Source organism: Vreelandella hamiltonii (genome assembly GCF_014651775.1).
Classification (GTDB): Bacteria; Pseudomonadota; Gammaproteobacteria; order Pseudomonadales; family Halomonadaceae; genus Vreelandella; species Vreelandella hamiltonii.
This window is the reverse complement of record NZ_BMXN01000006.1, coordinates 185,870-206,207: the sequence shown is the minus strand read 5'-3', so window position 1 is coordinate 206,207 and position 20,338 is coordinate 185,870. Positions and strand designations below refer to the sequence as shown.

20 protein-coding genes are annotated in these 20,338 nt (G+C 61.1%); 9 read left to right on the top strand and 11 right to left on the bottom strand.

The annotated features are described in order from the left end of the window. Positions 1 to 129: 129 nt before the first annotated feature. Complete coding sequence (gene nadB, locus IE091_RS07965; protein WP_189463349.1) at positions 130 to 1,725, top strand: L-aspartate oxidase; 1,596 nt, start codon at positions 130 to 132, stop codon at positions 1,723 to 1,725. On the opposite strand, the gene IE091_RS07960 is transcribed toward nadB, so the two are convergent. Both IE091_RS07960 and IE091_RS07955 read right to left on the bottom strand, forming a co-directional pair. Beyond that, positions 1,722 to 2,120, bottom strand: a complete 399-nt coding sequence (locus IE091_RS07960) for a hypothetical protein (protein ID WP_229800784.1) — start codon at positions 2,118 to 2,120, stop codon at positions 1,722 to 1,724. The genes nadB and IE091_RS07960 overlap by 4 nt on opposite strands. Continuing rightward, positions 2,080 to 2,373, bottom strand: a complete 294-nt coding sequence (locus IE091_RS07955; RefSeq protein WP_039182528.1) for an FAD assembly factor SdhE — start codon at positions 2,371 to 2,373, stop codon at positions 2,080 to 2,082. Before IE091_RS07955 ends, IE091_RS07960 begins: the two co-directional genes overlap by 41 nt. A 222-nt stretch (positions 2,374 to 2,595) precedes the next feature. Between IE091_RS07955 and IE091_RS07950 the strand changes: the two genes are divergently transcribed. The 3 genes from IE091_RS07950 to lapB all read left to right on the top strand — a co-directional run bounded on the left by IE091_RS07950 (position 2,596) and on the right by lapB (position 4,497). Beyond that, on the top strand, positions 2,596 to 2,892 hold the full coding sequence (locus IE091_RS07950) for an integration host factor subunit beta (RefSeq protein WP_016914356.1): 297 nt from the start codon (positions 2,596 to 2,598) through the stop codon (positions 2,890 to 2,892). Positions 2,893 to 2,991: 99 nt separating this feature from the next. Then, positions 2,992 to 3,297 (top strand): lipopolysaccharide assembly protein LapA domain-containing protein, encoded by a 306-nt coding sequence (locus IE091_RS07945; RefSeq protein WP_039182525.1) that lies wholly within the window; start codon positions 2,992 to 2,994, stop codon positions 3,295 to 3,297. Further along, positions 3,298 to 4,497: a lipopolysaccharide assembly protein LapB gene (lapB, locus tag IE091_RS07940; RefSeq protein WP_189463347.1), complete on the top strand. Its 1,200-nt coding sequence runs from the start codon at positions 3,298 to 3,300 to the stop codon at positions 4,495 to 4,497. It begins immediately after the preceding gene. A gap of 16 nt (positions 4,498 to 4,513) precedes the next feature. Here lapB and pyrF read toward each other — a convergent pair whose 3' ends face one another. Next, positions 4,514 to 5,215, bottom strand: a complete 702-nt coding sequence (gene pyrF / locus IE091_RS07935; RefSeq protein WP_189463346.1) for an orotidine-5'-phosphate decarboxylase — start codon at positions 5,213 to 5,215, stop codon at positions 4,514 to 4,516. Between the two features lie 301 nt (positions 5,216 to 5,516). Between pyrF and IE091_RS07930 the strand changes: the two genes are divergently transcribed. Then, a complete protein-coding gene (locus IE091_RS07930; RefSeq protein ID WP_016914360.1) occupies positions 5,517 to 5,801 on the top strand; it encodes a ComEA family DNA-binding protein in 285 nt (94 codons plus the stop codon). A 118-nt stretch (positions 5,802 to 5,919) separates the two neighbouring features. Here IE091_RS07930 and prpF read toward each other — a convergent pair whose 3' ends face one another. The 5 genes from prpF to IE091_RS07905 all read right to left on the bottom strand — a co-directional run bounded on the left by prpF (position 5,920) and on the right by IE091_RS07905 (position 12,704). After that, entirely contained in the window at positions 5,920 to 7,098 is a 1,179-nt protein-coding gene (gene prpF / locus IE091_RS07925) for a 2-methylaconitate cis-trans isomerase PrpF (RefSeq protein WP_016914361.1), read from the bottom strand. A gap of 92 nt (positions 7,099 to 7,190) precedes the next feature. Beyond that, positions 7,191 to 9,833 carry a Fe/S-dependent 2-methylisocitrate dehydratase AcnD gene (gene acnD, locus IE091_RS07920; protein ID WP_189463345.1) on the bottom strand — a complete coding sequence of 881 codons (2,643 nt, stop codon included), beginning with the start codon at positions 9,831 to 9,833 and terminating at the stop codon, positions 7,191 to 7,193. 32 nt (positions 9,834 to 9,865) lie between these two features. Next, positions 9,866 to 10,993 carry a bifunctional 2-methylcitrate synthase/citrate synthase gene (gene prpC, locus IE091_RS07915; RefSeq protein WP_081138341.1) on the bottom strand — a complete coding sequence of 376 codons (1,128 nt, stop codon included), beginning with the start codon at positions 10,991 to 10,993 and terminating at the stop codon, positions 9,866 to 9,868. Positions 10,994 to 11,050: 57 nt separating this feature from the next. Further along, the gene (prpB, locus tag IE091_RS07910; RefSeq protein WP_096922683.1) at positions 11,051 to 11,953 is read right to left on the bottom strand and encodes a methylisocitrate lyase; all 903 of its coding nucleotides are present in this window, start codon (positions 11,951 to 11,953) and stop codon (positions 11,051 to 11,053) included. Positions 11,954 to 11,957: 4 nt separating this feature from the next. After that, the gene (locus tag IE091_RS07905) at positions 11,958 to 12,704 is read right to left on the bottom strand and encodes a GntR family transcriptional regulator (RefSeq protein WP_039182506.1); all 747 of its coding nucleotides are present in this window, start codon (positions 12,702 to 12,704) and stop codon (positions 11,958 to 11,960) included. Positions 12,705 to 12,956: 252 nt separating this feature from the next. Between IE091_RS07905 and pabB the strand changes: the two genes are divergently transcribed. Next, complete coding sequence (gene pabB / locus IE091_RS07900; RefSeq protein WP_189463344.1) at positions 12,957 to 14,315, top strand: aminodeoxychorismate synthase component I; 1,359 nt, start codon at positions 12,957 to 12,959, stop codon at positions 14,313 to 14,315. Between the two features lie 133 nt (positions 14,316 to 14,448). Beyond that, positions 14,449 to 15,069 carry a phosphoadenosine phosphosulfate reductase domain-containing protein gene (locus IE091_RS07895; RefSeq protein WP_039182500.1) on the top strand — a complete coding sequence of 207 codons (621 nt, stop codon included), beginning with the start codon at positions 14,449 to 14,451 and terminating at the stop codon, positions 15,067 to 15,069. A gap of 98 nt (positions 15,070 to 15,167) precedes the next feature. On the opposite strand, the gene cysB is transcribed toward IE091_RS07895, so the two are convergent. After that, a complete protein-coding gene (gene cysB, locus IE091_RS07890; protein WP_189463343.1) occupies positions 15,168 to 16,142 on the bottom strand; it encodes an HTH-type transcriptional regulator CysB in 975 nt (324 codons plus the stop codon). Between the two features lie 336 nt (positions 16,143 to 16,478). Here cysB and trxA point away from each other — a divergent pair, with 336 nt between their 5' ends. Further along, the gene (trxA, locus tag IE091_RS07885) at positions 16,479 to 16,802 is read left to right on the top strand and encodes a thioredoxin (protein WP_016914369.1); all 324 of its coding nucleotides are present in this window, start codon (positions 16,479 to 16,481) and stop codon (positions 16,800 to 16,802) included. 59 nt (positions 16,803 to 16,861) lie between these two features. On the opposite strand, the gene IE091_RS07880 is transcribed toward trxA, so the two are convergent. Further along, positions 16,862 to 17,974, bottom strand: coding sequence for an AI-2E family transporter (locus IE091_RS07880; protein WP_039180972.1), 1,113 nt, complete (start codon positions 17,972 to 17,974; stop codon positions 16,862 to 16,864). Positions 17,975 to 18,169: 195 nt separating this feature from the next. Between IE091_RS07880 and IE091_RS07875 the strand changes: the two genes are divergently transcribed. Continuing rightward, positions 18,170 to 19,018 (top strand): SIMPL domain-containing protein, encoded by an 849-nt coding sequence (locus IE091_RS07875; protein ID WP_189463342.1) that lies wholly within the window; start codon positions 18,170 to 18,172, stop codon positions 19,016 to 19,018. On the opposite strand, the gene serS is transcribed toward IE091_RS07875, so the two are convergent. Continuing rightward, entirely contained in the window at positions 18,960 to 20,237 is a 1,278-nt protein-coding gene (gene serS, locus IE091_RS07870; RefSeq protein WP_016914373.1) for a serine--tRNA ligase, read from the bottom strand. The two genes, IE091_RS07875 and serS, sit on opposite strands and share 59 nt — an antisense overlap. Between the last annotated feature and the right edge of the window lie 101 nt (positions 20,238 to 20,338).

Below are 20,338 nucleotides of genomic sequence, written 5' to 3'. Positions count from 1 at the left end.
GCCACCGCCTACCATCTCTTCCTGTTGTCGATGCATCGCCCGACATCCCCAGTCGCGCTATGATGCCGAGCGAACGATGGCGACGCTAGCCACCCACTTGTACTTGTAAGTCATGGAGGAGCGGGCCCAATGAGCACGTCAACATCCGACATCGTCATTATTGGTGGGGGCGTCGCCGGCTTGACGCTGGCACTGGAAGTGGCCGACCAACGCTCGGTGCTGCTGGTGCGCCCCGCCCAGGACGACAAAGGCGCCAGCCGCTGGGCCCAGGGCGGGATTGCTGCCGTCCTGTCACCCGACGACCAGCTCGAAGACCATGTCCAGGACACGCTCATTGCCGGTGACGGCCTGTGCGATGAAGCGGCCGTACGCTTTACGGTCGACCACGGCCCCCAGGCCATTCAGTGGCTCATCGACAATGGCGTGCCGTTCACCCCAGACCCTGACCCCAGCGCCCGCTACCCCTTTCACCTCACCCGCGAGGGCGGCCATAACGCAAGACGCATCATTCATGCCGACGATGCCACGGGCCGCGCCGTGGTAGATACGCTGCTGGATAAAGTCGCTGCCCACCCCAACATCACCCAGCGCAGCGACCTGACCATTCTGCACCTGCTCCAGAACACCTCTGGCCACTGCCTGGGCGCACTGGGCATCGACAGCGGCGGCAATCTTCACCACCTGCTGGCTACGCATACCGTACTGGCAACGGGCGGCGCCAGCGGCCTGTATCGCCATACGACGACCCCCGCCCCCAGCAGCGGAGAAGGCATGATGATGGCCGCCGAGCTGGGCGCCACCCTGTGCAACCTGGAGTTCCAGCAGTTTCACCCTACCTGCCTGTTCGACCCCAACGGCCCTGCGTTTCTGATCAGCGAAGCCGTGCGAGGAGAAGGTGGCCACCTGCTGAACGAGGCGGGAGAGCGCTTCATGCTGGCGCTGGATGCGCGTGCCGAACTGGCCCCCCGTGACATCGTGGCCCGCGCCATCGATGCCAACATTCAGCGGGGCACGCTGGGGCATGTCTGGCTCGACGTGCGCCACCTGGGCGACACCAACCTACGCCACCACTTCCCGACCATTCTGGCCCACTGCGCCTCACGGGGCATCGACATCACCCGGGAACCCATTCCCGTCGTGCCCGCCGCCCACTACAGCTGCGGCGGCATTGCCACCAACAGCGCAGGCGCAACCGACGTGCCCAATCTTTACGCCATCGGCGAGACCGCCTATACCGGCTTGCATGGCGCCAATCGCATGGCCAGCAACTCCCTGCTGGAGTGCCTGGTCTACGCCCGCAGCTGCGCCCTGCATCTGCTCAGCCAGCCGCAGACGGCGCCTTGCCAACTATCTGAAGCGCTAGCTGACAGGCCCATTGATGCATACATCAAGGTGGATCGGAACGCCCTCGACGAGCTGCGCCACGCCATGCGCAGCGTGATGAGCCAGCATGTTTCCATCGTGCGCAGCGAGCAGGGCTTGAACAGCGCCCATGCGGCGCTGGAGAACATGGCGGAGAACCTGAAAGCGCTGGATCCTGAGCGGCAGCACCCCGACAGCCTTCAGCTTGGCCAGGCACTGGCCCTGGCACAGTTGACCACCCTGGCAGCCCTGCGACGCCATGAGTCACGCGGCCTGCATTACTCCACCGATTGGCCCTCGGCCCAGCCAGACAGCCAACCTTCCCGACTGACGCTGGACGACCTGCCCAACGCCAGGCGCTAACGACCGGGACGGTGCAGGCAGCGGCGCAGCTGGCGCTGCTCTGAGGCAGGCAGGCTGTCAGGCCATATCCAGATACGCTGGCTGCCGACACGCAGCCCCGCCAACCAGGGCCCCAAATAGTCACAGCGCACAGGCTGCTCGGGGCCCAGTTCACCAGTAGGCAACAACCAGCTTGCCGCCCAGTGTTGCCCTGTATGCACGAGCTGCAATGTTCCTGCCGGCTGACGGCAGCGGCTGCCCCACCACACCGCCAACCCCACCACCAAGGCCACCCCGATCCAAGCAGCGCTGACGAGGAGCATCAGCAACGTCATGCAGCCCATCAACAATGCTGCATGAACGCCGCTGGCCACGTTAGAGCGTACGATAGGCAGCGTTATCGGTGGTTTCTGCATGTTCGACGATCATTTGGACCATTTGACGCAACTCCGGGTCTTCCGGCCACTCGCGGTGCATCAGCCAGACGAACAGATCCTGGTCTTCCTCTTCGATCAACCTTTGATAGGTCAGTTGCTGCTCATGACTGAGCGACTCGAAGCGTGCTTCCAGAAACGGAATCAACAGCAAGTCCAACTCCCACATGCCACGACGGGAGTGCCAATAGAGCCGCTTGCGCAGCACAGCTGCTGGGGATGTATCGTCGTTCAACGCCACTTCTCCACGTAAAGGGAATGAAAAGGCAGTATACCGGAGCGACAGGGTCGCGCCAGCGCCCGGCTTCGCCTATGCTGTTACTCAGCCTTGAGCTCACCAAGCTAGTACCTTGTTTTATCTGAATTGTTTTATGCCGTTTGGCGAAGTATGCTGATTTCGATGGTATCGAGGTCGCATGCGCAAGAACGGCCTTTAACGTTTGCAGGGAGCCAACCGATGACCAAGTCTGAACTAATCGAACAAATCGCGATGCGTCAACCGGAGCTATCCGCCAAGGAAGTCGAAACGGCAGTGCGTATCATCCTGGATGATATGACCGATGCCTTGTCCAGCGGCGGGCGAGTAGAAATACGGGGCTTTGGCAGCTTTTCACTTCACTACCGCGAGCCACGCACCGGCAGAAACCCCAAGACGGGCGACCCGGTAGAACTGGACGGCAAATATGTCCCCCACTTCAAGCCCGGCAAAGAGCTGCGGGAACAGGTAGACGCCAGCCGAGCGCTGGGCTATTGAGCCTGAGCAAACGCCCCCTTCGACGTTCTTCGGGATGACGTCACGCTTAGACTCAGACACAATAGCACTACCGCGAACGCCACTAACCAGGAAACACACATGCGTTGGATCAAAGGGCTGATTCTGGCCATCATTCTACTGATAGTGCTGCTGGTCGGCATTCTTTTTGCCGTCAACAACCAGCAGACCATTGCCTTGAACCTGATCTGGACAGAGCTGCCTGCCGTCTCGCTGTCGGTCTGGCTGCTGGCAACGCTGACGCTGGGTGTGGTGGTCGGCATGATCGCCATGCTGGGCGTGTACGTACGCCTGAGAGCCAAGCTGGTGCGTAGCGAACGCCACAACAAGCAGCAGCGCAAGGAGCTCGACCGCCTCCGCACCCAGGAGTTCAAGGAACTGGCATAAATGCAAGATGCCGTGCTGCTGGGCGTGCTGTTGACCGCCACTGTGCTGGGCTTTGCGCTTGGGGTCAGACATGCGACCAGGCGCCAGCGGCAGGCCCCTTTGTCGCGCCCACCCGATCTATCTCGAGAGTACTTCGTCGGGTTGAACTATCTGCTCAACGAGCAGCCTGACGAAGCCATCAACACCTTCATTCATGCCCTCGACATCAATAGCGAGACGGCAGAAACACATATTGCCCTGGGCAAGCTGTTTCGCGCTCGCGGTGAAGCCGACAAGGCCGTCAGTATTCATCAAAACCTGCTGGCCCGCCCCGCCCTGTCGGCAGAGACCAACGAACACGTTCAACTGGAGCTGGCGCGAGATTTCATCGCTCTGGGAGTGCATGATCGCGCCCAGCGGCTGCTGCGCAGCGTGCTCGAACACTCGAGCAGCGAGCCTTTGTGCCTGGAAGCGCGCCGACTGCTGATCGACCTGCTGGAAAGAGAAAACGACTGGCATGAAGCGCTGGAGACCGCCCAGCCCCTGATGAAGCTGCAACCTGCCATGCGCCGACCCGCCGCCCATTGGCTGTGCGAACTGGCAGAACAGGAGATCGCCCAGGCAAGCCGCCCGCTGGCCCGCAAACATCTGAAAAAAGCGCTGCAGTTCGATGAGTGCTGCGTCAGAGCCACCCTGCTGTTGGCCGAACTCGATATGGAAAACGGCCATCATGACAAGGCCATCGAGCGGCTCGACCATATACCTCAACAGGATATCGCCCACGTCCCCACCATGCTGCCGGTCCTGCAACGGGCCTATACCCGCAACGATGACCTGGACGGCCTGGAAAACCACCTGTATCGGCTGTTGGGGCAAGCCCCCTACACCAGCGTCATGATTACCCTGGGGGCCCTGATCCACCAGCGAGAAGGAGTCGACAACGCCATCGAACGGATCGGCACGTGGTTACGAGAAGCGCCGAGCCTGGGTGGCCTCGACTATCTGGTGGATCTTTATCTCGAAAGCGAGAAACTGTCCGGCAAAGCTTCTCCCGACACACGCTTGCTGCTGCTCAAGCACCACACTGACCAGCTGCTATCCGACCGACATCGTCACCGCTGCCGCCGCTGCGGCTTCAACAGCGACAGCCTGAGCTGGCAGTGCCCCAGCTGCCGACGCTGGGGCACCATCAAACCCGTCACGGGCGTTCAGGGCGAATAGCCGCTCGCATCCAGCCTCAGACGCTCGCCAGCTCGCTTTCGATAGCGACCAATGCCGCCATCGGGTCTTCTGCCTGAGTGACCGGCCTGCCGATGACCAGATGAGTGCTACCGGCCTGCATGGCTTCTGCAGGCGTCATGATCCGCTGCTGGTCATTGGCTGCAGCGAAATGGGGACGAATTCCCGGCGTCACCTTGAGGAAGGCATCGCCATACCGAGCCTTCAGAGGTGCCGCCTCGTGGGCAGAACACACCACCCCCGCCAAACCACTGGCATGTGTCAACGCCGCGAGACGATCCACCTGGGCATCGATCCCGCCGCTCACGCCGGCGCTGGCCAAATCCTCTTCCTGCATGCTGGTCAACACGGTGACGGCTATCAAGTGCGTCTTCAAACGATGCTCCGCCAGCCGCTGGGCCGCGGCCTCCATCATCTTGCGCCCACCAGAGGCATGCACATTGACCATCCACACGCCCTGCTCTGCCGCCGCCTGCACCGCACTGGCGGTGGTGTTGGGAATGTCGTGAAACTTGAGGTCCAGGAATACCTCGAAGCCCCGACCATGCAATGCCTCCAGTACTGCTGGGCCGCTGCGCGTGAACAGCTCCTTGCCGACCTTCACACGGCAACGCGCCGGATCGAGCTGGTCAGCCATGCACAGGGCCGCGTCAAGCGAAGGGTAATCAAGGGCAATGATGATAGGTGAGTCGGTGGACACGCGCTTACTCCGTGCTCGTTAGATCAACAATGGAAAGGTTCATGTCTGTCACGAACCCGTTCAATGGGCGACGGTCTGCCGCTTGCCTAGTGTAACAGCCCTCGTCACGCGGCTGTGTAAGCGATTACCGACATCCCTCATGGCAAACGGATTACAAAAACTGTCGGCAATGGCTTACAGCGCGAGGCGCGCCAAAAGATTAAGTTGACTAAGGACGCAAGCAATTCGGTCATGCTGGCGATCAAGGAGGCTTGGCTCTTGGCGAGCCGAGCGACGAACCAACACCGATGAGGTACTCCACATGCAGAAAACGTTCAAGGGATTTGTAGCCGCACTCGTGATGTCACTGTGCCTGGGCTTGTCCAGCGCCGCGCTGGCCCAGGCAATCGCCCCCATCAATGTCAATAGTGCCGACGCCGAGCTGCTGGCGGAACTGCCGGGCATTGGCCCCAGCCGGGCGGCCGCCATCATCGAGGAGCGCGAAACCAACGGCGCTTTCGAGAGCGCTGACGACCTGACACGGGTCAGCGGTATCGGCCCGGCCACCGTTGACCGGATGCGCGACCAGGTCGTGGTAGAGGATTAATCACATCATAAGCAACATCATGACCACCCCGCCCGTCACGGCAAGCCTTACGCCCATACCGTGACGGGCACCATTCGGCAAGGGGCACCAGGGTGGTCAAAGCAGTGCCTGCCGTCGATTACAGCACATCACCAGGCACGCGCACTCGCCCTTCCATCAATACCCGGGCACTGCGACTCATGACCGCCTGATCGATTTGCCAGCGCCCCTCCACCAGACTGGCCTTGGCCCCTACCCTGAGCGTGCCGGAAGGATGACCAAAAGTGACCGACTCCCGCTCGCTGCCGCCTGCGGCCAGGTTCACCAGCGTCCCCTGAATGGCCGCTGCTGCGGCAATGGCCACGGCCGCAGTGCCCATCATGGCGTGATGCAACTTGCCCATGGAGAGCGCCCTGACCAACAGATCGATCGATTCGGCCTCGACCTGCTTCCCACTGGAAGACGTATAGCCCGCCGGTGGTGCCACGAACGCCACCTTGGGCGTGTGCTGACGGCTGGCGGCCTCGTCTACATGGGCAATCAAGCCCATCTTGACGGCCCCATGGGCGCGTATTCTTTCGAACCGGGCCAGTGCATCCGGGTCGCCGTTGATCGCCTCTTGCAGCTCACAGCCGCTGTAGCCCAGGGCTTGCGCGTCGATGAACACGGTAGGAATACCCGCATTGATCAGCGTCGCCTTGAGCACTCCGATGCCGGGCACCTCCAGCTCATCCACCGGCTGCCCCGTGGGGAAGATCGCCCCCTCACCGTCGGCAGGATCCAGAAACGCCACCGGAATCTCGGCAGCAGGAAAGGTGACGCCGTCCAGTTCGAAGTCTCCGGTTTCCTGAACGGCGCCGTGGCTGATCGGCACCTGGGCAACGATGGTTTTCTGTATGTTGACCTGCCAGATGCGCACTTCCACGACGCCGTGTTCAGGCACCCGCGCGGGGTCGACCAACCCATTGGCCACGGCATAGGGGCCCACCGCCGCAGACAAGTTGCCGCAGTTACCGCTCCAGTCCACGAAAGGCTTGTCGATGGACACCTGTCCAAACAGGTAATCCACATCATGCTCCGGGGAAGTACTTTTCGAGAGAATCACCGCCTTGCTGGTGCTGGACGTGGCACCGCCCATCCCATCGATCTGTTTTTCATAGGGGTCGGGGCTACCCATTACCCGCAACAGCAGCCTGTCTCGCGCCTCACCCGGCTGCTGCGCAGCGGGAGGCAGGTCACTGAGGGTGAAAAACACCCCTTTGCTGGTGCCACCTCTCATGTAGGTGGCGGGAATACTCATCTGCGCTGCGTGCGCCATGGTCACTCTCCTGACAACGGCCTGACACGCGTCAGGCCGTCGATGTTCACTCGTTGGGCTTTCCCTTTCGATGCTACGCTGGGACAACGCGGCTAGACAGCGGCGCTGGACTCCAGAAAATCCTGCGCAAAGCGTTGCAGCACACCACCGGCGGAGTAGATGGTGACCTCCTCGGCGGTGTCCAGGCGGCACACCACCGGCACACGCTCCACAGCCCCCTGCTGGCGATGGATCACCAGCGTCAGTTGGGCTCTGGGGGCAGGCGTTCCTTCCACGTCATAGATTTCGGTGCCATCCAGCGCCAGCGTCTTGCGGGTCGTGCCCTCCTCGAACTGCAGCGGCATCACGCCCATCCCCACCAGATTGGTGCGGTGGATACGCTCGAAGCCTTCCGCCACGATCGCTTCGACCCCGGCCAGAGCCACACCCTTGGCCGCCCAGTCACGAGACGACCCTTGACCATAGTCGGCACCCGCGATGATGATCAGCGGCTGCTTGCGCGCCATATAGGTCTCGATGGCTTCCCACATGCGGGTCACGGTGCCTTCCGGCTCGATACGCGCCAGCGAGCCTTGCATGACCTTGCCCTGCTCGTCGTGCACCATCTCATTGAAGAGTTTGGGATTGGCCAGGGTGGCACGCTGGGCGGTCAGATGGTCGCCGCGGTGGGTGGCGTAGGAGTTGAAGTCCTCCTCCGGCAAGCCCATGGCATGCAGATACTCGCCAGCAGCGCTGTCCATGAGGATGGCATTGGACGGCGACAGATGGTCCGTGGTGATGTTGTCCGGCAGGATGGCCAGCGGGCGCATGCCTTTCAGCCCCCGCTCCCTGGCCATGTTGCCCTCCCAGTAGGGAGGCCGCCGAATGTAGGTGCTCTGGGGGCGCCACTCGTAGAGGGGGCTCACCTGAGGCCCGGCACGCTTGTCCAGGTCGAACATGGGGATGTAGGTTTCGCGGAACTGCTCCGGCTTCACCGACGCCTTGACGATGGCATCGATCTCGCTGTCTTCCGGCCAGATGTCCTTGAGAGTGACCGGATTGCCCTGGGCGTCGTGACCCAGCACGTCCTGCTCGATATCGAAACGGATGGTGCCCGCAATGGCATAGGCCACCACCAACGGCGGCGAGGCCAGAAACGCCTGTTTGGCGTAAGGGTGGATACGCCCATCGAAGTTGCGGTTACCCGACAGCACCGCCGTGGCATAGAGATCGCGACGAATGATCTCCTCCTGGATACTCGGCTCCAATGCGCCGGACATGCCGTTGCAGGTGGTGCAGGCGTATGCCACGACGCCGAAGCCCAGCGCTTCCAGCTCGCCCATCAGCTCGGCTTCTTCCAGGTACATCTTGACCGTCTTCGACCCCGGAGCCAGCGAGGTCTTGACCCACGGTTTGCGGGTCAGGCCAAGGCGGTTGGCGTTTCGGGCAATCAGGCCTGCCGCCACCATGTTGCGCGGGTTGGAGGTATTGGTGCAGCTAGTGATGGCCGCAATGATCACCGCTCCATCGGGCATCTTGCCGGCGGCCTCCTCTTCCCGAGCCTTGTCCAGCCCGACGGCAATGCCGCGCTTGGCAAGCTCCGTGGTGGGCAGGTGGGCATGGGGGTTGGAAGGCCCCGCCAGGGTACGCGTCACGCTGGACAGGTCAAAGCGCAGGATGCGCTCGTAGACAACCTGCTTCAGGTCATCGGCCCAGAGCCCGGTATGCTGGGCGTAGGCCTTCACCAGGGCTACCTGCTCATCGTCACGGCCGGTCAGCTTGAGGTAGTCGATGGTCTGGTCGTCGATATAGAACATCGCCGCCGTGGCACCGTACTCCGGGGTCATGTTGGAGATGGTCGCCCGATCCCCCACCGACAGCGCATCGGCACCTTCCCCGAAGAACTCCAGATAGGCGCCGACCACGCGCTCGCGGCGCAGGAACTCGGTAATCGCCAGCACCATGTCGGTGCTAGTGATACCGGACTGTAGCTTACCCGTCAGCTCGACACCCACGATATCGGGCAAGCGCATCATGGAGGCGCGTCCCAGCATCACGCTTTCGGCTTCCAGCCCCCCGACCCCCACAGAGATCACGCCCAGCGCGTCCACCATGGGCGTGTGGCTGTCGGTACCCACGCAGGTGTCCGGGTAGGCCACCTGCACCCCCTGCTCATCCGGGCGGCACTGCACCACCGGAGACATCTTTTCCAGGTTGATCTGGTGCATGATGCCGTTGCCGGGAGGAATCACGTCGACGTTCTCGAACGCCAGCTTGGTCCAGTTGATGAAGTGAAAGCGGTCGTCGTTACGCCGATCTTCCACCTGGCGATTCTTCTCGAAGGCGTCCTTCTCGAAACCGGCGTGCTCCACGGCCAGCGAGTGGTCGACGATCAGCTGCGTCGGCACCACCGGGTTCACCTTGGCAGGGTCACCGCCCCTCTCCGCGATGGCGTCGCGCAGCCCGGCCAGGTCGACCAGCGCGGTCTGGCCCAGGATGTCGTGGCAAACCACCCGGGCCGGGTACCAGGGAAAGTCCAGCTCCTGCTTGCGCTCGATCAGTTGCTTGAGGGCGTCGGTCAGCAGCGCCGGATCACAGCGCCGAACCAGCTGCTCGGCCAGCACCCGAGACGTATAGGGCAACTGGGCATAGGCACCGGGCTGAATCTCCTCGACGGCCTGGCGTGTATCGAAAAAGTCCACTGGTGCGCCCGCCACCGACACATTCGGCAGCGGCTTGCGATAATTCGTGTTCATGATGCCTCTCACTTGGTCACAGAGCCAAACGCCTAGTCACGGGCTTCAATGGGCACCCATTCGCTCTTCTCCGGGCCGATGTAGTCGGCGCTGGGGCGAATAATGCGGTTATTGGCACGCTGCTCGAACACGTGGGCGGCCCAGCCGGTCAGCCGCGACATGACGAAGATGGGCGTGAACAGCTTGGTCGGAATATCCATGAAGTGGTATGCGCTGGCGTGGAAGAAATCGGCATTGCAGAACAGTTTCTTCTCCCGCCACATGACCTCTTCGCAACGTACCGATACCGGGTAGAGCACGGTGTCGCCGACGTCGTCAGCCAGCTTCTTCGACCACTCCTTGATAATTGCATTGCGCGGGTCGGACTCACGATAGATGGCATGACCAAAGCCCATGATCTTCTCTTTGCGCTCCAGCATGCCGAGCATCTCCTGCTCGGCTTCTTCGGGCGAGCGCCAGTGCTCGATCATCGCCATGGCCGCCTCGTTGGCGCCACCGTGCAGCGGGCCGCGCAGGGAGCCAATCGCCCCGGTGACGCAAGAGTGCATATCCGACAGCGTCGAGGCACACACCCGCGCGGTGAACGTGGAGGCATTGAATTCGTGCTCGGCATAGAGAATCAGCGAGACGTTCATGACCCGAGCATGCAGCTCGGAAGCGGGCTCACCACGCAGCATGTGCAGGAAGTGGCCACCCACCGAGTCATCATCGGTCTGGGTGTCGATGCGCACGCCGTCGTGGCTGAAGCGGTACCAGTAGCAGATGATCGACGGCAGCACTGCCAGCAGCCGATCCGCCACGTCCTGCTGCTGATCGAAGCTCTCTTCGGTTTCCAGATTGCCCAGCATGGAGGCACCGGTACGCATCACATCCATGGGATGGGCGTCCTTGGGAATCTGCTCGAGCACCGTCTTCAGGGCCTCGGGCAGCCCACGCAGACCTTTCAGCTTGGTAATGTAATGATCGAGCTCCGCCTGATTGGGCAGCTTGCCCTTGAGAAGCAGGTACGCTACTTCTTCGAACCTGGCCTTCTCAGCCAGCTCCTTGATGTCGAAGCCGCGATAGGTCAAGCCGGAACCGGTTTTACCCACGGTACACAGCGCCGTCGAGCCCGCACTCTGCCCACGTAATCCTGCACCTGCTAGCGGTTTATCAGCCATGGTAGTCTCCTGACGTACTCAGTATTGTCACTGTTATTAGGTGTATTGCCTGCGCACTCAAGCGTCTTTTTGTTCAGCGAACAGCGCATCGAGCTTCTGTTCGAAATCGTGGTAATTCAAGAAGTCGTACAGCTCATCGCGAGTCTGCATGGTGTCGACCACCTCGCGCTGATGGCCATGCTCCAGAATGCTCTGGTAAACCTTCAGGGCCGCCGCGTTCATGGCGCGAAAAGCCGACAGTGGATAGAGCACCATTCGACAGCCGACGTCCCCCAGCTCCTGCTGGCTGAACAGCGGCGTGGCGCCAAACTCGGTGATATTGGCCAGAATCGGCGCATTGACGCGCTGGCAGAAGGCGCGATAGTCGTCGAGGGTATGCACGGCCTCGGCGAAGATGGCGTCGGCTCCTGCTTCCACACAGGCGTTGGCGCGCTCGATGGCGGCATCGAGCCCCTCTTTCTGGAAGGCATCGGTGCGTGCAATGAGATAGAAATCCGGATCCAGCTTCGCATCGGCCGCAGCCTTGATGCGGTCCACCATCTCCTGCTGGGAAACGATCGCCTTGTTGGGGCGATGACCACAGCGCTTCTGAGCGACCTGATCTTCAAGATGCACTGCGGCGACTCCGGCGCGCTGCATCTCTTTCACGGTGCGCGCAATGTTGAACGCGCCGCCCCAGCCGGTATCGATATCCACCAGCAGCGGAAGCTCCGTGGCAGCACAGATGCGATGTGCATCCTCGACCACGTCGTTCATGGTCGTCATGCCCAGATCCGGCAGGCCGAAGGAGGCATTGGCCACGCCGCCGCCGGAGAGGTAAATGGCCTGGTGCCCCACGCGTTCAGCCATCATGGCCGTATAGGCATTGATGGTGCCCAGGATGGGCAGCGGGCGCTGGGCTTCCAGCGCGGCACGAAAGCGCCCACCGGGGCTCAGGCGAGAAGTGGATGAAGCGGTCATGACATCAGCTCCTGTCTTCGGTTGTTGTTTGTTGTTCAAGAATGGCGGCGTAGCGGTCTGCCACGTTCGCCCGTGACGCGCTGACATGGCGACGCATCAACAGCTCGGCCAGCTCGGCATCGCCGGCCTCGATGGCATCGACAATCCTGTGGTGCTCCACGAACGCCCGCTGAGGGCGGGTACCGCTGGCGCTGAACTGCGTGCGATAGAGGCGCACCAGGTAGTAGAGGTCGTCACACAGCAGGTTCATCAACATTTTGTTGTGACTGCCCTGAACGATGCGATAATGGAAATCGAGATCGCCTTCGCGCTGGTAATAGGCTTCCCCACGCTTGAGGTCGCTCTGGCTTTCGTGCAGCGCCAGAACGTCTCGCAGCCCCTGGATTTCCTCGGCAGACATGTGCTCGGCCGCCAGCCGCGCCGCCATGCTTTCCAGCGCTTCGCGCACGTCGAAAAGCTCCAGCAGCTCTTTCATGGAAAGCTTGACGACCCGGGCGCCCACATGGGGCACGCGCTCGATCAATCGGTGAGCCTCGAGACGCCGCATGGCCTCGCGCAGCGGCCCCCGAGAGATACCGTAGGTCTTCGAGAGCCCAGGCTCGGTGATTTTGCTGCCAGGTGCCAGCTCCCCACGGACAATGGCGCTTTGCAACTGGTGAAACACACGCTCGGCCAGTGTGCGTACTTCTGGCGAGACGACGTCGCTGGCGTCGCCGTCCGGGGGTGGTGAAGTGGAAGCAAGTAAGGTCATGGCTAATTGTCGACAATTAAGGAATGATGAAACTTTAGCCCTCCCCTTTTCTGACGTCAACCTCGGAAAATAAGCGTTTTTATTCACCTTTCGTTGCACGCCTGACGAGACCTCCTGCGCAAATGTCTACAATCTCTGTTGCGGCATCCTCTCCCCGCCTGCTTACGTGAGAACGCCGTCGATAAACGCGGCTGGTGTCCTTGGCGCGAGCACCCTAAAATGTGCCGCCCTTTCCGGATTGGCGTTTGCTTCATGACAACGGCGTTGACGATATCCGCTCTGCCCTATTTCTCCGACCCGCTGGCCACCTTTGCCCGATTACGGAAACGGCTAGGGGCGGTGCTGCTGGACAGTGGCCGACCCGTGGCCACCAGCGGCCGTTACGACATTCTCAGCAGCGACCCGCTAGCCACGCTGGAAATTTTCGCGAACCGCCAGGCACAGCTCAGCTCCACCACGTTGACGCTGCCAGCTCATCTCGACGATGACAGCACAGCGCAACAGCAGTGGCTGCTGGAACAGCTGCCCGCGCCCGCTCTCGACAGCGACCTGCCCTTTCTGGGCGGCTTGATCGGCTACTGGAGCTACGACCTGGGCCGCCAAGGCTGTTCGGTGCCCAGCCAGCACCCGCCCGCCACCCAACTGCCGCTGGCCCGCCTGGGCCTGTATGACTGGTGCATCACCTTTGACCACGTCACCCGACAAGCCTGGCTGGTGGCCAGCGATGCGCGCCGTCGAGAGGTGCTGGCCTGGCTGGAAGAAGCCCCGCCAGCAGGCGAGCCTTTCACGCTGACGCAGCCGTTCAAGGCCCAGCTCAACCAGGCCGAATATACCGAGCGCTTCGAGGCCGTACAGCGCTATATCCGCGCTGGTGACTGCTACCAGATCAATCTTGCACAGCGCTTCTCTGCCCGCTACGAAGGGGATGAGTGGCAAGCCTATCTGCAGCTGCGACACGCCACACCGACGCCTTTCTCGGGGTATATGGCCTGGCAGGGCCAGGCAGTGCTGTCGCTGTCGCCCGAGCGCTTCATTCAGTGCCGTGATGGCCGTGTCGAAACTCGCCCCATCAAGGGCACCAGACCCCGCGGCGATACGCCCGCAAAAGACCAGGCGCTAGCCGAGGAGCTGCTCGACAGTTCCAAGGATCGAGCCGAGAACGTGATGATCGTCGACCTGCTGCGTAACGATCTCGGGCGGGTCTGCACCCCCGGTTCGATACGTGTGCCGCAGCTTTGCCAACTGGAAAGCTACCCCAACGTGCACCATCTGGTCAGCGTCGTTCAGGGGGAGTTGGCGGCCGCACACTCACCGCTTTCGCTGCTCACGGCGGCCTTCCCCGGCGGCTCGATCACCGGCGCGCCCAAGATACGCGCCATGCAGATCATCGATGAGCTGGAACCCTGCCAGCGTAGCGTCTATTGCGGAAGCCTGGGCTATATCGACACCCGCGGCAGCATGGACACCTCGATTGCCATTCGCACCATGCTGGCCGATCATGGCAGCCTGCATGTATGGGGCGGCGGCGGACTGGTCGCCGACTCTCAGGCAGACGAGGAGTACACGGAAACCCTCGACAAGATCCGTCACCTGATCGGTGCACTGGAATAGATCAGCGCTTTGGAATAACAAAGAAGCATTGTTACATCAGAAAGGAATATAAAACCCAAACCAAACGGTATTGGGGCACCACACAGGGCTTTGGTAGCCTAAGGGCATCGCACGCTTTTCAACAGGAAACAGCATGTCCTCAGCTCTCGAAGCCATTCATCAAGAGTACGCCAACGACCCGCAAGGGTTGATCGAGTGGGCGTTTCGTCAGGGCGAGCGCCCTATTTGCACCACCAATTTCCGCCCGTTCGAAGCCGTGATTCTGCACATGGTGACGCAGGTTCGCCCTGATATCCCCATTGTCTGGATGGACAGCGGTTACAACACCGAGGCTACCTACCGGTTTGCCGATGACGTGATTCGACGGCTCGACCTCAACTTGGTGAGCTTTTTACCCCAGCGCACCCGCGCCCACCGGGAGGCCCTGGACGGCCCCATGCCGGGCATCGACGACCCGCGCCATGCGGCGTTCACTCAGGAAGTGAAGATCGAGCCGTTCGAGCGCGCCCTGGCCACCATGCGGCCCGACATCTGGTTCACTGCCCTGCGCGCCGAAGACACGCCGGAACGAGCCAAGATGCAGTCCGTTAGCCGCAACAGCGACGGCCTGCTGAAAGTGGCGCCGCTACTGAAGTGGACCGCCAAGGACATGTACGAATACCTGCAGGCCCATGACCTGCCCAACAACTTCGACTACTTCGACCCCACCAAGGTGGAAGAGAAACGCGAATGTGGGCTGCACCTGCAGCATTGATATAGCCACCTGACGAGTTCACCGCCCTGTTCACCACACCATGGGGGCGGTGAACAGGGCGGTGAGTTGGTTTATCAACCCTGAATCGCTGGCCGCGCTCAATATTCGGGGAGTTCGACACCTTCGAACAGCGCGTGCTCATGGCGGGGCCCTGCCGTGAGCGCTTCGTCCACTCGGTCGCGGGTCAGGTGGGGGGCAAAGCGCGCCAGGAAGTCATACATGTAACCGCGCATGAACGTGCCACGACGAATGCCGATCTTGGTGGTGGAGCTGGCAAACAAGTGGCTTGCGTCCAGCGCCATCAGGTCGTCATCCTGCGTAGGGTCCACCGCCATATGGGCCACGATGCCCACTCCCATGCCCAGGCGCACATAGGTCTTGATGACGTCGGCATCGGCTGCCGTCAGCACGACGTTGGGGGTCAACCCCTTGGCCTTGAAGGCATCGTCCAGCTGCGAGCGCCCGGTGAAGCCAAAGACGTAGGTCACCAAGGGATACTCGGCCAGAGCATCAAGTGTGAGCGGCCCCTCCAGCGAAGCGAGCGGGTGCTCCTTGGGTACCAGTATGCAGCGATTCCAGCGGTAGCAGGGCAGCAACACCAGGTCGGTAAACAGCTCCAGCGACTCGGTGGCAATGGCAAAGTCCGCCTGCCCTTCACTCACCATCTGGGCAATTTGCTTGGGCGTACCCTGCTGCATGTGCAGCGCCACATCTGGGTACTTGAGCGTGAATTCGCTGATGATCGGCGGCAGCGCATAGCGGGCCTGGGTATGCGTAGTAGCGATGGCCAGGCTGCCACGGCGCTCGTCGCTGTGCTCCTGGGCTACCTGCTTGATGTTTTCGGCAAGCTTGAGCACTTGCCCGGCCAGCTCGATGATCGACTGGCCAGCGGGGGTGACACGCGTGAGATGCTTGCCACTGCGAGCAAAGATCTCCACGCCCAATTCGTCTTCCAGCAGGCGAATCTGCTTGGAAATACCTGGCTGAGAGGTAAACAGACTCTGGGCAGTTGCTGACACATTCAGGTTATGTCGATTGACTTCCCAGATATAGCGAAGTTGCTGTAGCTTCATATCCTCACCTAATGTTCGATGCCGGGAAACGTCCCAAAACGCCCCGCGCTGCTGCCACTGCGTACCTGCCCGATGCTCGGAGCATGACGCTCAACGAGCATAATTGTGAATAAAAAAACGATCTATAATTCCCATATAGTATAAAAAATCATCGCTATCAGCATCCATTAATTTTTTCTATTTCAGCGCAAAACGCATCTGGAATTTGCCAGCATCCGCCGTGACCGCTAACATCTGGCAACTTGGCGCGGTGAAAGAGCGCTGGTAAATCGCGTATAGACCGTTGCTCCATTTGAGGCAACGTAACTGCAAGAGCAACGCAAACGGGAGAAGCAAATGGCTAACAATGTTGATGTCACCAACGCCAATTTTGAGCAAGAAGTCCTCAACGCCGAACAGCCTGTCCTGCTCAAATTCTGGGCCCCCTGGTGCGGCCCATGTAAAGTCATGGCACCTGTGGTCGATGAAGTCGCTGCCGAGCGCGGCGACAATCTGAAAGTCGTCAGCGTCAACGTAGACGATGCACCGGAAATTGCCGCTGAGCAGGGTGTACGTGGCGTGCCCACGGTCATGCTGTTCAAGTCGGGCACCAAGGTCGCTTCGCTGGTCGGCGCGCAGTCCAAGTCGCAACTGACTCAGTTCATCGACCAGAACGCCTGAGCACTTCCAATCACCGCTGGCCTCGCCAGCGGTGATTGCCCCTCCCGCCCTTGCCTGCCCTACTGCTCCTGCTTGTCCCGCTTCAGCGGTGGCCGCCGCGCATCGCCCGGCTGAAGAGTCGAACGGCGCTGCTTGCCAGGCCCTAACAGGTGCGCCATCCAGCGCGTTTGTGGATGACTGTCCAAGGCAATCTTGAGCGTCATGGTCAGCACTACCGACAGCAACATACCCGCCGCGCCGAAAATCCAGCCCCATACCACCAGGGAAAGAAACGCCACGAAGGTGGATAGCCCCAGCGCCTGCCCCATGACCCGCGGCTCGACCAGATTGCCCAGAATGAAGTTGATGACCAAATAGGCCGACGCCAGCATGAATGCCTGCAGCACACCGCCATCCTGAGACACCAGCAGCAGCAAGACAGGAGGAATGGCCGCCAGAGCAGAGCCAATGTTGGGAATGAAGTTGAGGGCAAAGGCCAGCACCCCCCAGAGCAGCGGGAAATCGACCCCTACCATCAGGCAGGAAAGCCACACCAGAACACCGGTGGCCAGGCTGATGACCGTCTTCACGGCCAGATAGCGCTTCAGGGTCAAGCTGAACTCGCTGAAACGTTTCAGGCTAGGCGCAGGGTTTTCCAACGCGCGCGAGACCTTGTCACGAAAGTGCAGCGTCTCGAACAGCATGAAGATCACCAACAGCGCCACGATGGTGCCCTGCATGAACAGCGAGCCCAGCTCTCCCAGCAGCAGGGCAACCCATGAGCCATCGTCTTCCATGGCAAACGCCGAACTCAGCTGTTCCGGGTTGATCGCCAAGCCATGGGACGCCAGCGTATTGAGCAAATTCCAGTAATGCTCGTACAAGCGCGCCTCGATGTCCGGCAGCGCTTCCACGAAAGTGCCGAAGCTGTTGACCACCAGCAGGCCAATCAGGGAAATGAAGGCCAGTAGCACCAGCAGCGTCAGCATGGCTGCCGTACGCCGGCTCAGCCCCCAGCCATGCAGCCACTGCACTGGCGACGTGCACACCACCGCAATGAACACCGCCAATAGCAAAGGTACCAGCAGATCGGCACCTACTTTCATTCCGGCAACGATGACCACCAGCGCGGCCAGCGCCAGGGTAGCGTTAAGTGGAATACTGCGATAATCCTCATCTGACAACTTCGACATAGCCTGATCCTTAGCATGTTATCCGTACATAATGGCTGCTGGCGTGACAATGCACAAACCGTGCACCTATTGAGAAAGACGTCATCACGACTCATTAGCCTGTGAACTTTCCGTGTATCTCTGCTTCAAAGCTGCGGGTAATGACCCACATTCGCTCTCACAACACATTGGCTCTCTCAGCAAGGAAGTGACTCCATGCAAACCCAGCTCAACTCCGTCAATCGGCTGCGCCACCCTATCAAACGCCTTCGCTATGGCGTGTTGGGGGGCGCCCTTCTCGCACTATTGGTCGCCCCCATCAGCCAGGCAGCACCGCCTCCCCCAAGCGTCTTCGTGCAAGCGCAGTCGTGGGTAGAAGTCGAGCCCGACAAGGCGACGCTCAGCGCGCGGCTATGGGAAAACACCCCTGCCGTGTCTGCCCTGGAAGACACCCAAAGCGATGAGCTGAGCGACGCCCGGCAGCGGCTGGAGCAGCGCGCCAGTGAGCTGATTGCGGCCATCGAGGAAGCGGGCATCAAGCAGCGCGCCATCACGGCGGGCTCGCTCAACGTCTACCCCGAGTACGTGGCAGGCCCGCGTAGTGACGATGGCGAGCAGGAGAACCTGATGCGTACGCGTCTCGAACGCCCGTTCAGCGTCGAACTGGCTGACGTAGAACAGCTGGGGGATGTGCTGGACGCGCTGATCGGCGCGGGGGTCAATGCCCTGGATGGCGTGCAGTTTGACCTGCACGACCGTGACGCCGCCACCGATGAAGCATTGACCAAAGCGCTGGAGAAGGCCCGCCACAAGGCAGACCTGATGGCCACCACCCTTGGCGTGGAGCTGGGCCATGTCCAGCGTATCGAAGAGACCCAGGCGCCCATCTTCCAGCCACGCATGATGGCCATGCGGGCCGAAAGTGACGCCGTGGGTAGCGGCTCAGCCAGCGACTATCGCCCCGGCACCATTCGCATCGATGCTGGCGTGAACGTCGAGTGGGCCATTACAGGGCAAGACGCTCCTGACCGCCCAGATAGCGCTGAAGAGGCGCCGGCACGCTAATCGAACCATCCGCCTGCTGGTGGTTCTCCAATACCGCCAGCAGGCACCGCCCTACCGCCAGCCCCGAACCGTTCAGGGTATGCAGCAGCAGCGGCTTTTTCGAATCCGGGTGGCGGTAGCGAGCCTGCATGCGACGCGCCTGGAAGTCTTCGCAGTTGGAGACCGACGAAATTTCCCGGTAGGTGTTCTGGCTGGGCAGCCACACTTCCAGATCGTAGGTTTTCGCTGCCCCAAAGCCCATATCCCCTGTGCAGAGCGTCACGACCCGGTAAGGCAGCTCCAGAGCCTGCAGGATCGCCTCGGCATGCTCGCGCATCTCCTCCAGCGCCGCATAGCTCTTGTCGGGCTCGACGATTTGTACCATTTCGACCTTATCGAATTGATGCTGGCGAATCATGCCCCGGGTGTCGCGCCCATGAGAACCGGCCTCGCTACGAAAACAGGGCGTGTGCGCGGTCAGCTTCATGGGTAGCGCCGACAGCTCGACGATCTCGTCGCGCACAAAGTTGGTCAGCGGCACCTCGGAGGTGGGAATCAGGTGGTACTCTCGCTCATCGTCGAGCTTGAACAGGTCTTCGCCAAATTTCGGCAGTTGCCCCGTTCCCATCAGCGAATCGCGATTCACCATGTAGGGCACATAGCACTCTTCATAACCATGTTGCTGGGTTTGCGTATCCAGCATGAACTGGGCCAGTGCACGATGCAGACGCGCGATCGGCCCACGCATGACGGCAAATCGCGCTCCGGTCAGCTTGGCGGCCAGTTCGAAATCCAGATAGCCCGAACGCTTGCCCAGGTCCACGTGGTCCAACACCTCGAAGTCGAACTCACGGGGCGTGCCCCAGCGGTGCAACTCGACGTTGTCGTCTTCGTTCTTGCCTTCCGGCACGCTGTCATGGGGCAGGTTCGGAATACCGCTGATGGCATCGTCCCACTCCTCCTGCACCTCAGCCAACTCTTTCTTGGCCTTGTCCAGGCGGTCGCCCAGGTCACTTACTTCATCCAGCAGCGGCTGGATGTCTTCGCCGTTGGCCTTGGCCTTGCCAATCGCCTTGGAACGCATGTTGCGCTCGTTTTGCAGCTGCTCGGTCTGAGTCTGCAACTCACGACGGCGCGACTCCAGCGCCTGCAGTGCCGCTGTATCGAGTTCGAAGCCCCGCCGGGCCAGTTGTTGCGCCGTCGTCTCCAGATCACCGCGCAGCAGTTTCGGATCGAGCATGAGGTATTCCTTGGCCAGAATTCAATGACACGCGCCGCCCAGGGCGCGACAAAGGCGACCATTGTAGGCAAAAGCGCGGACGGGAGCCATGGCCATTGTAC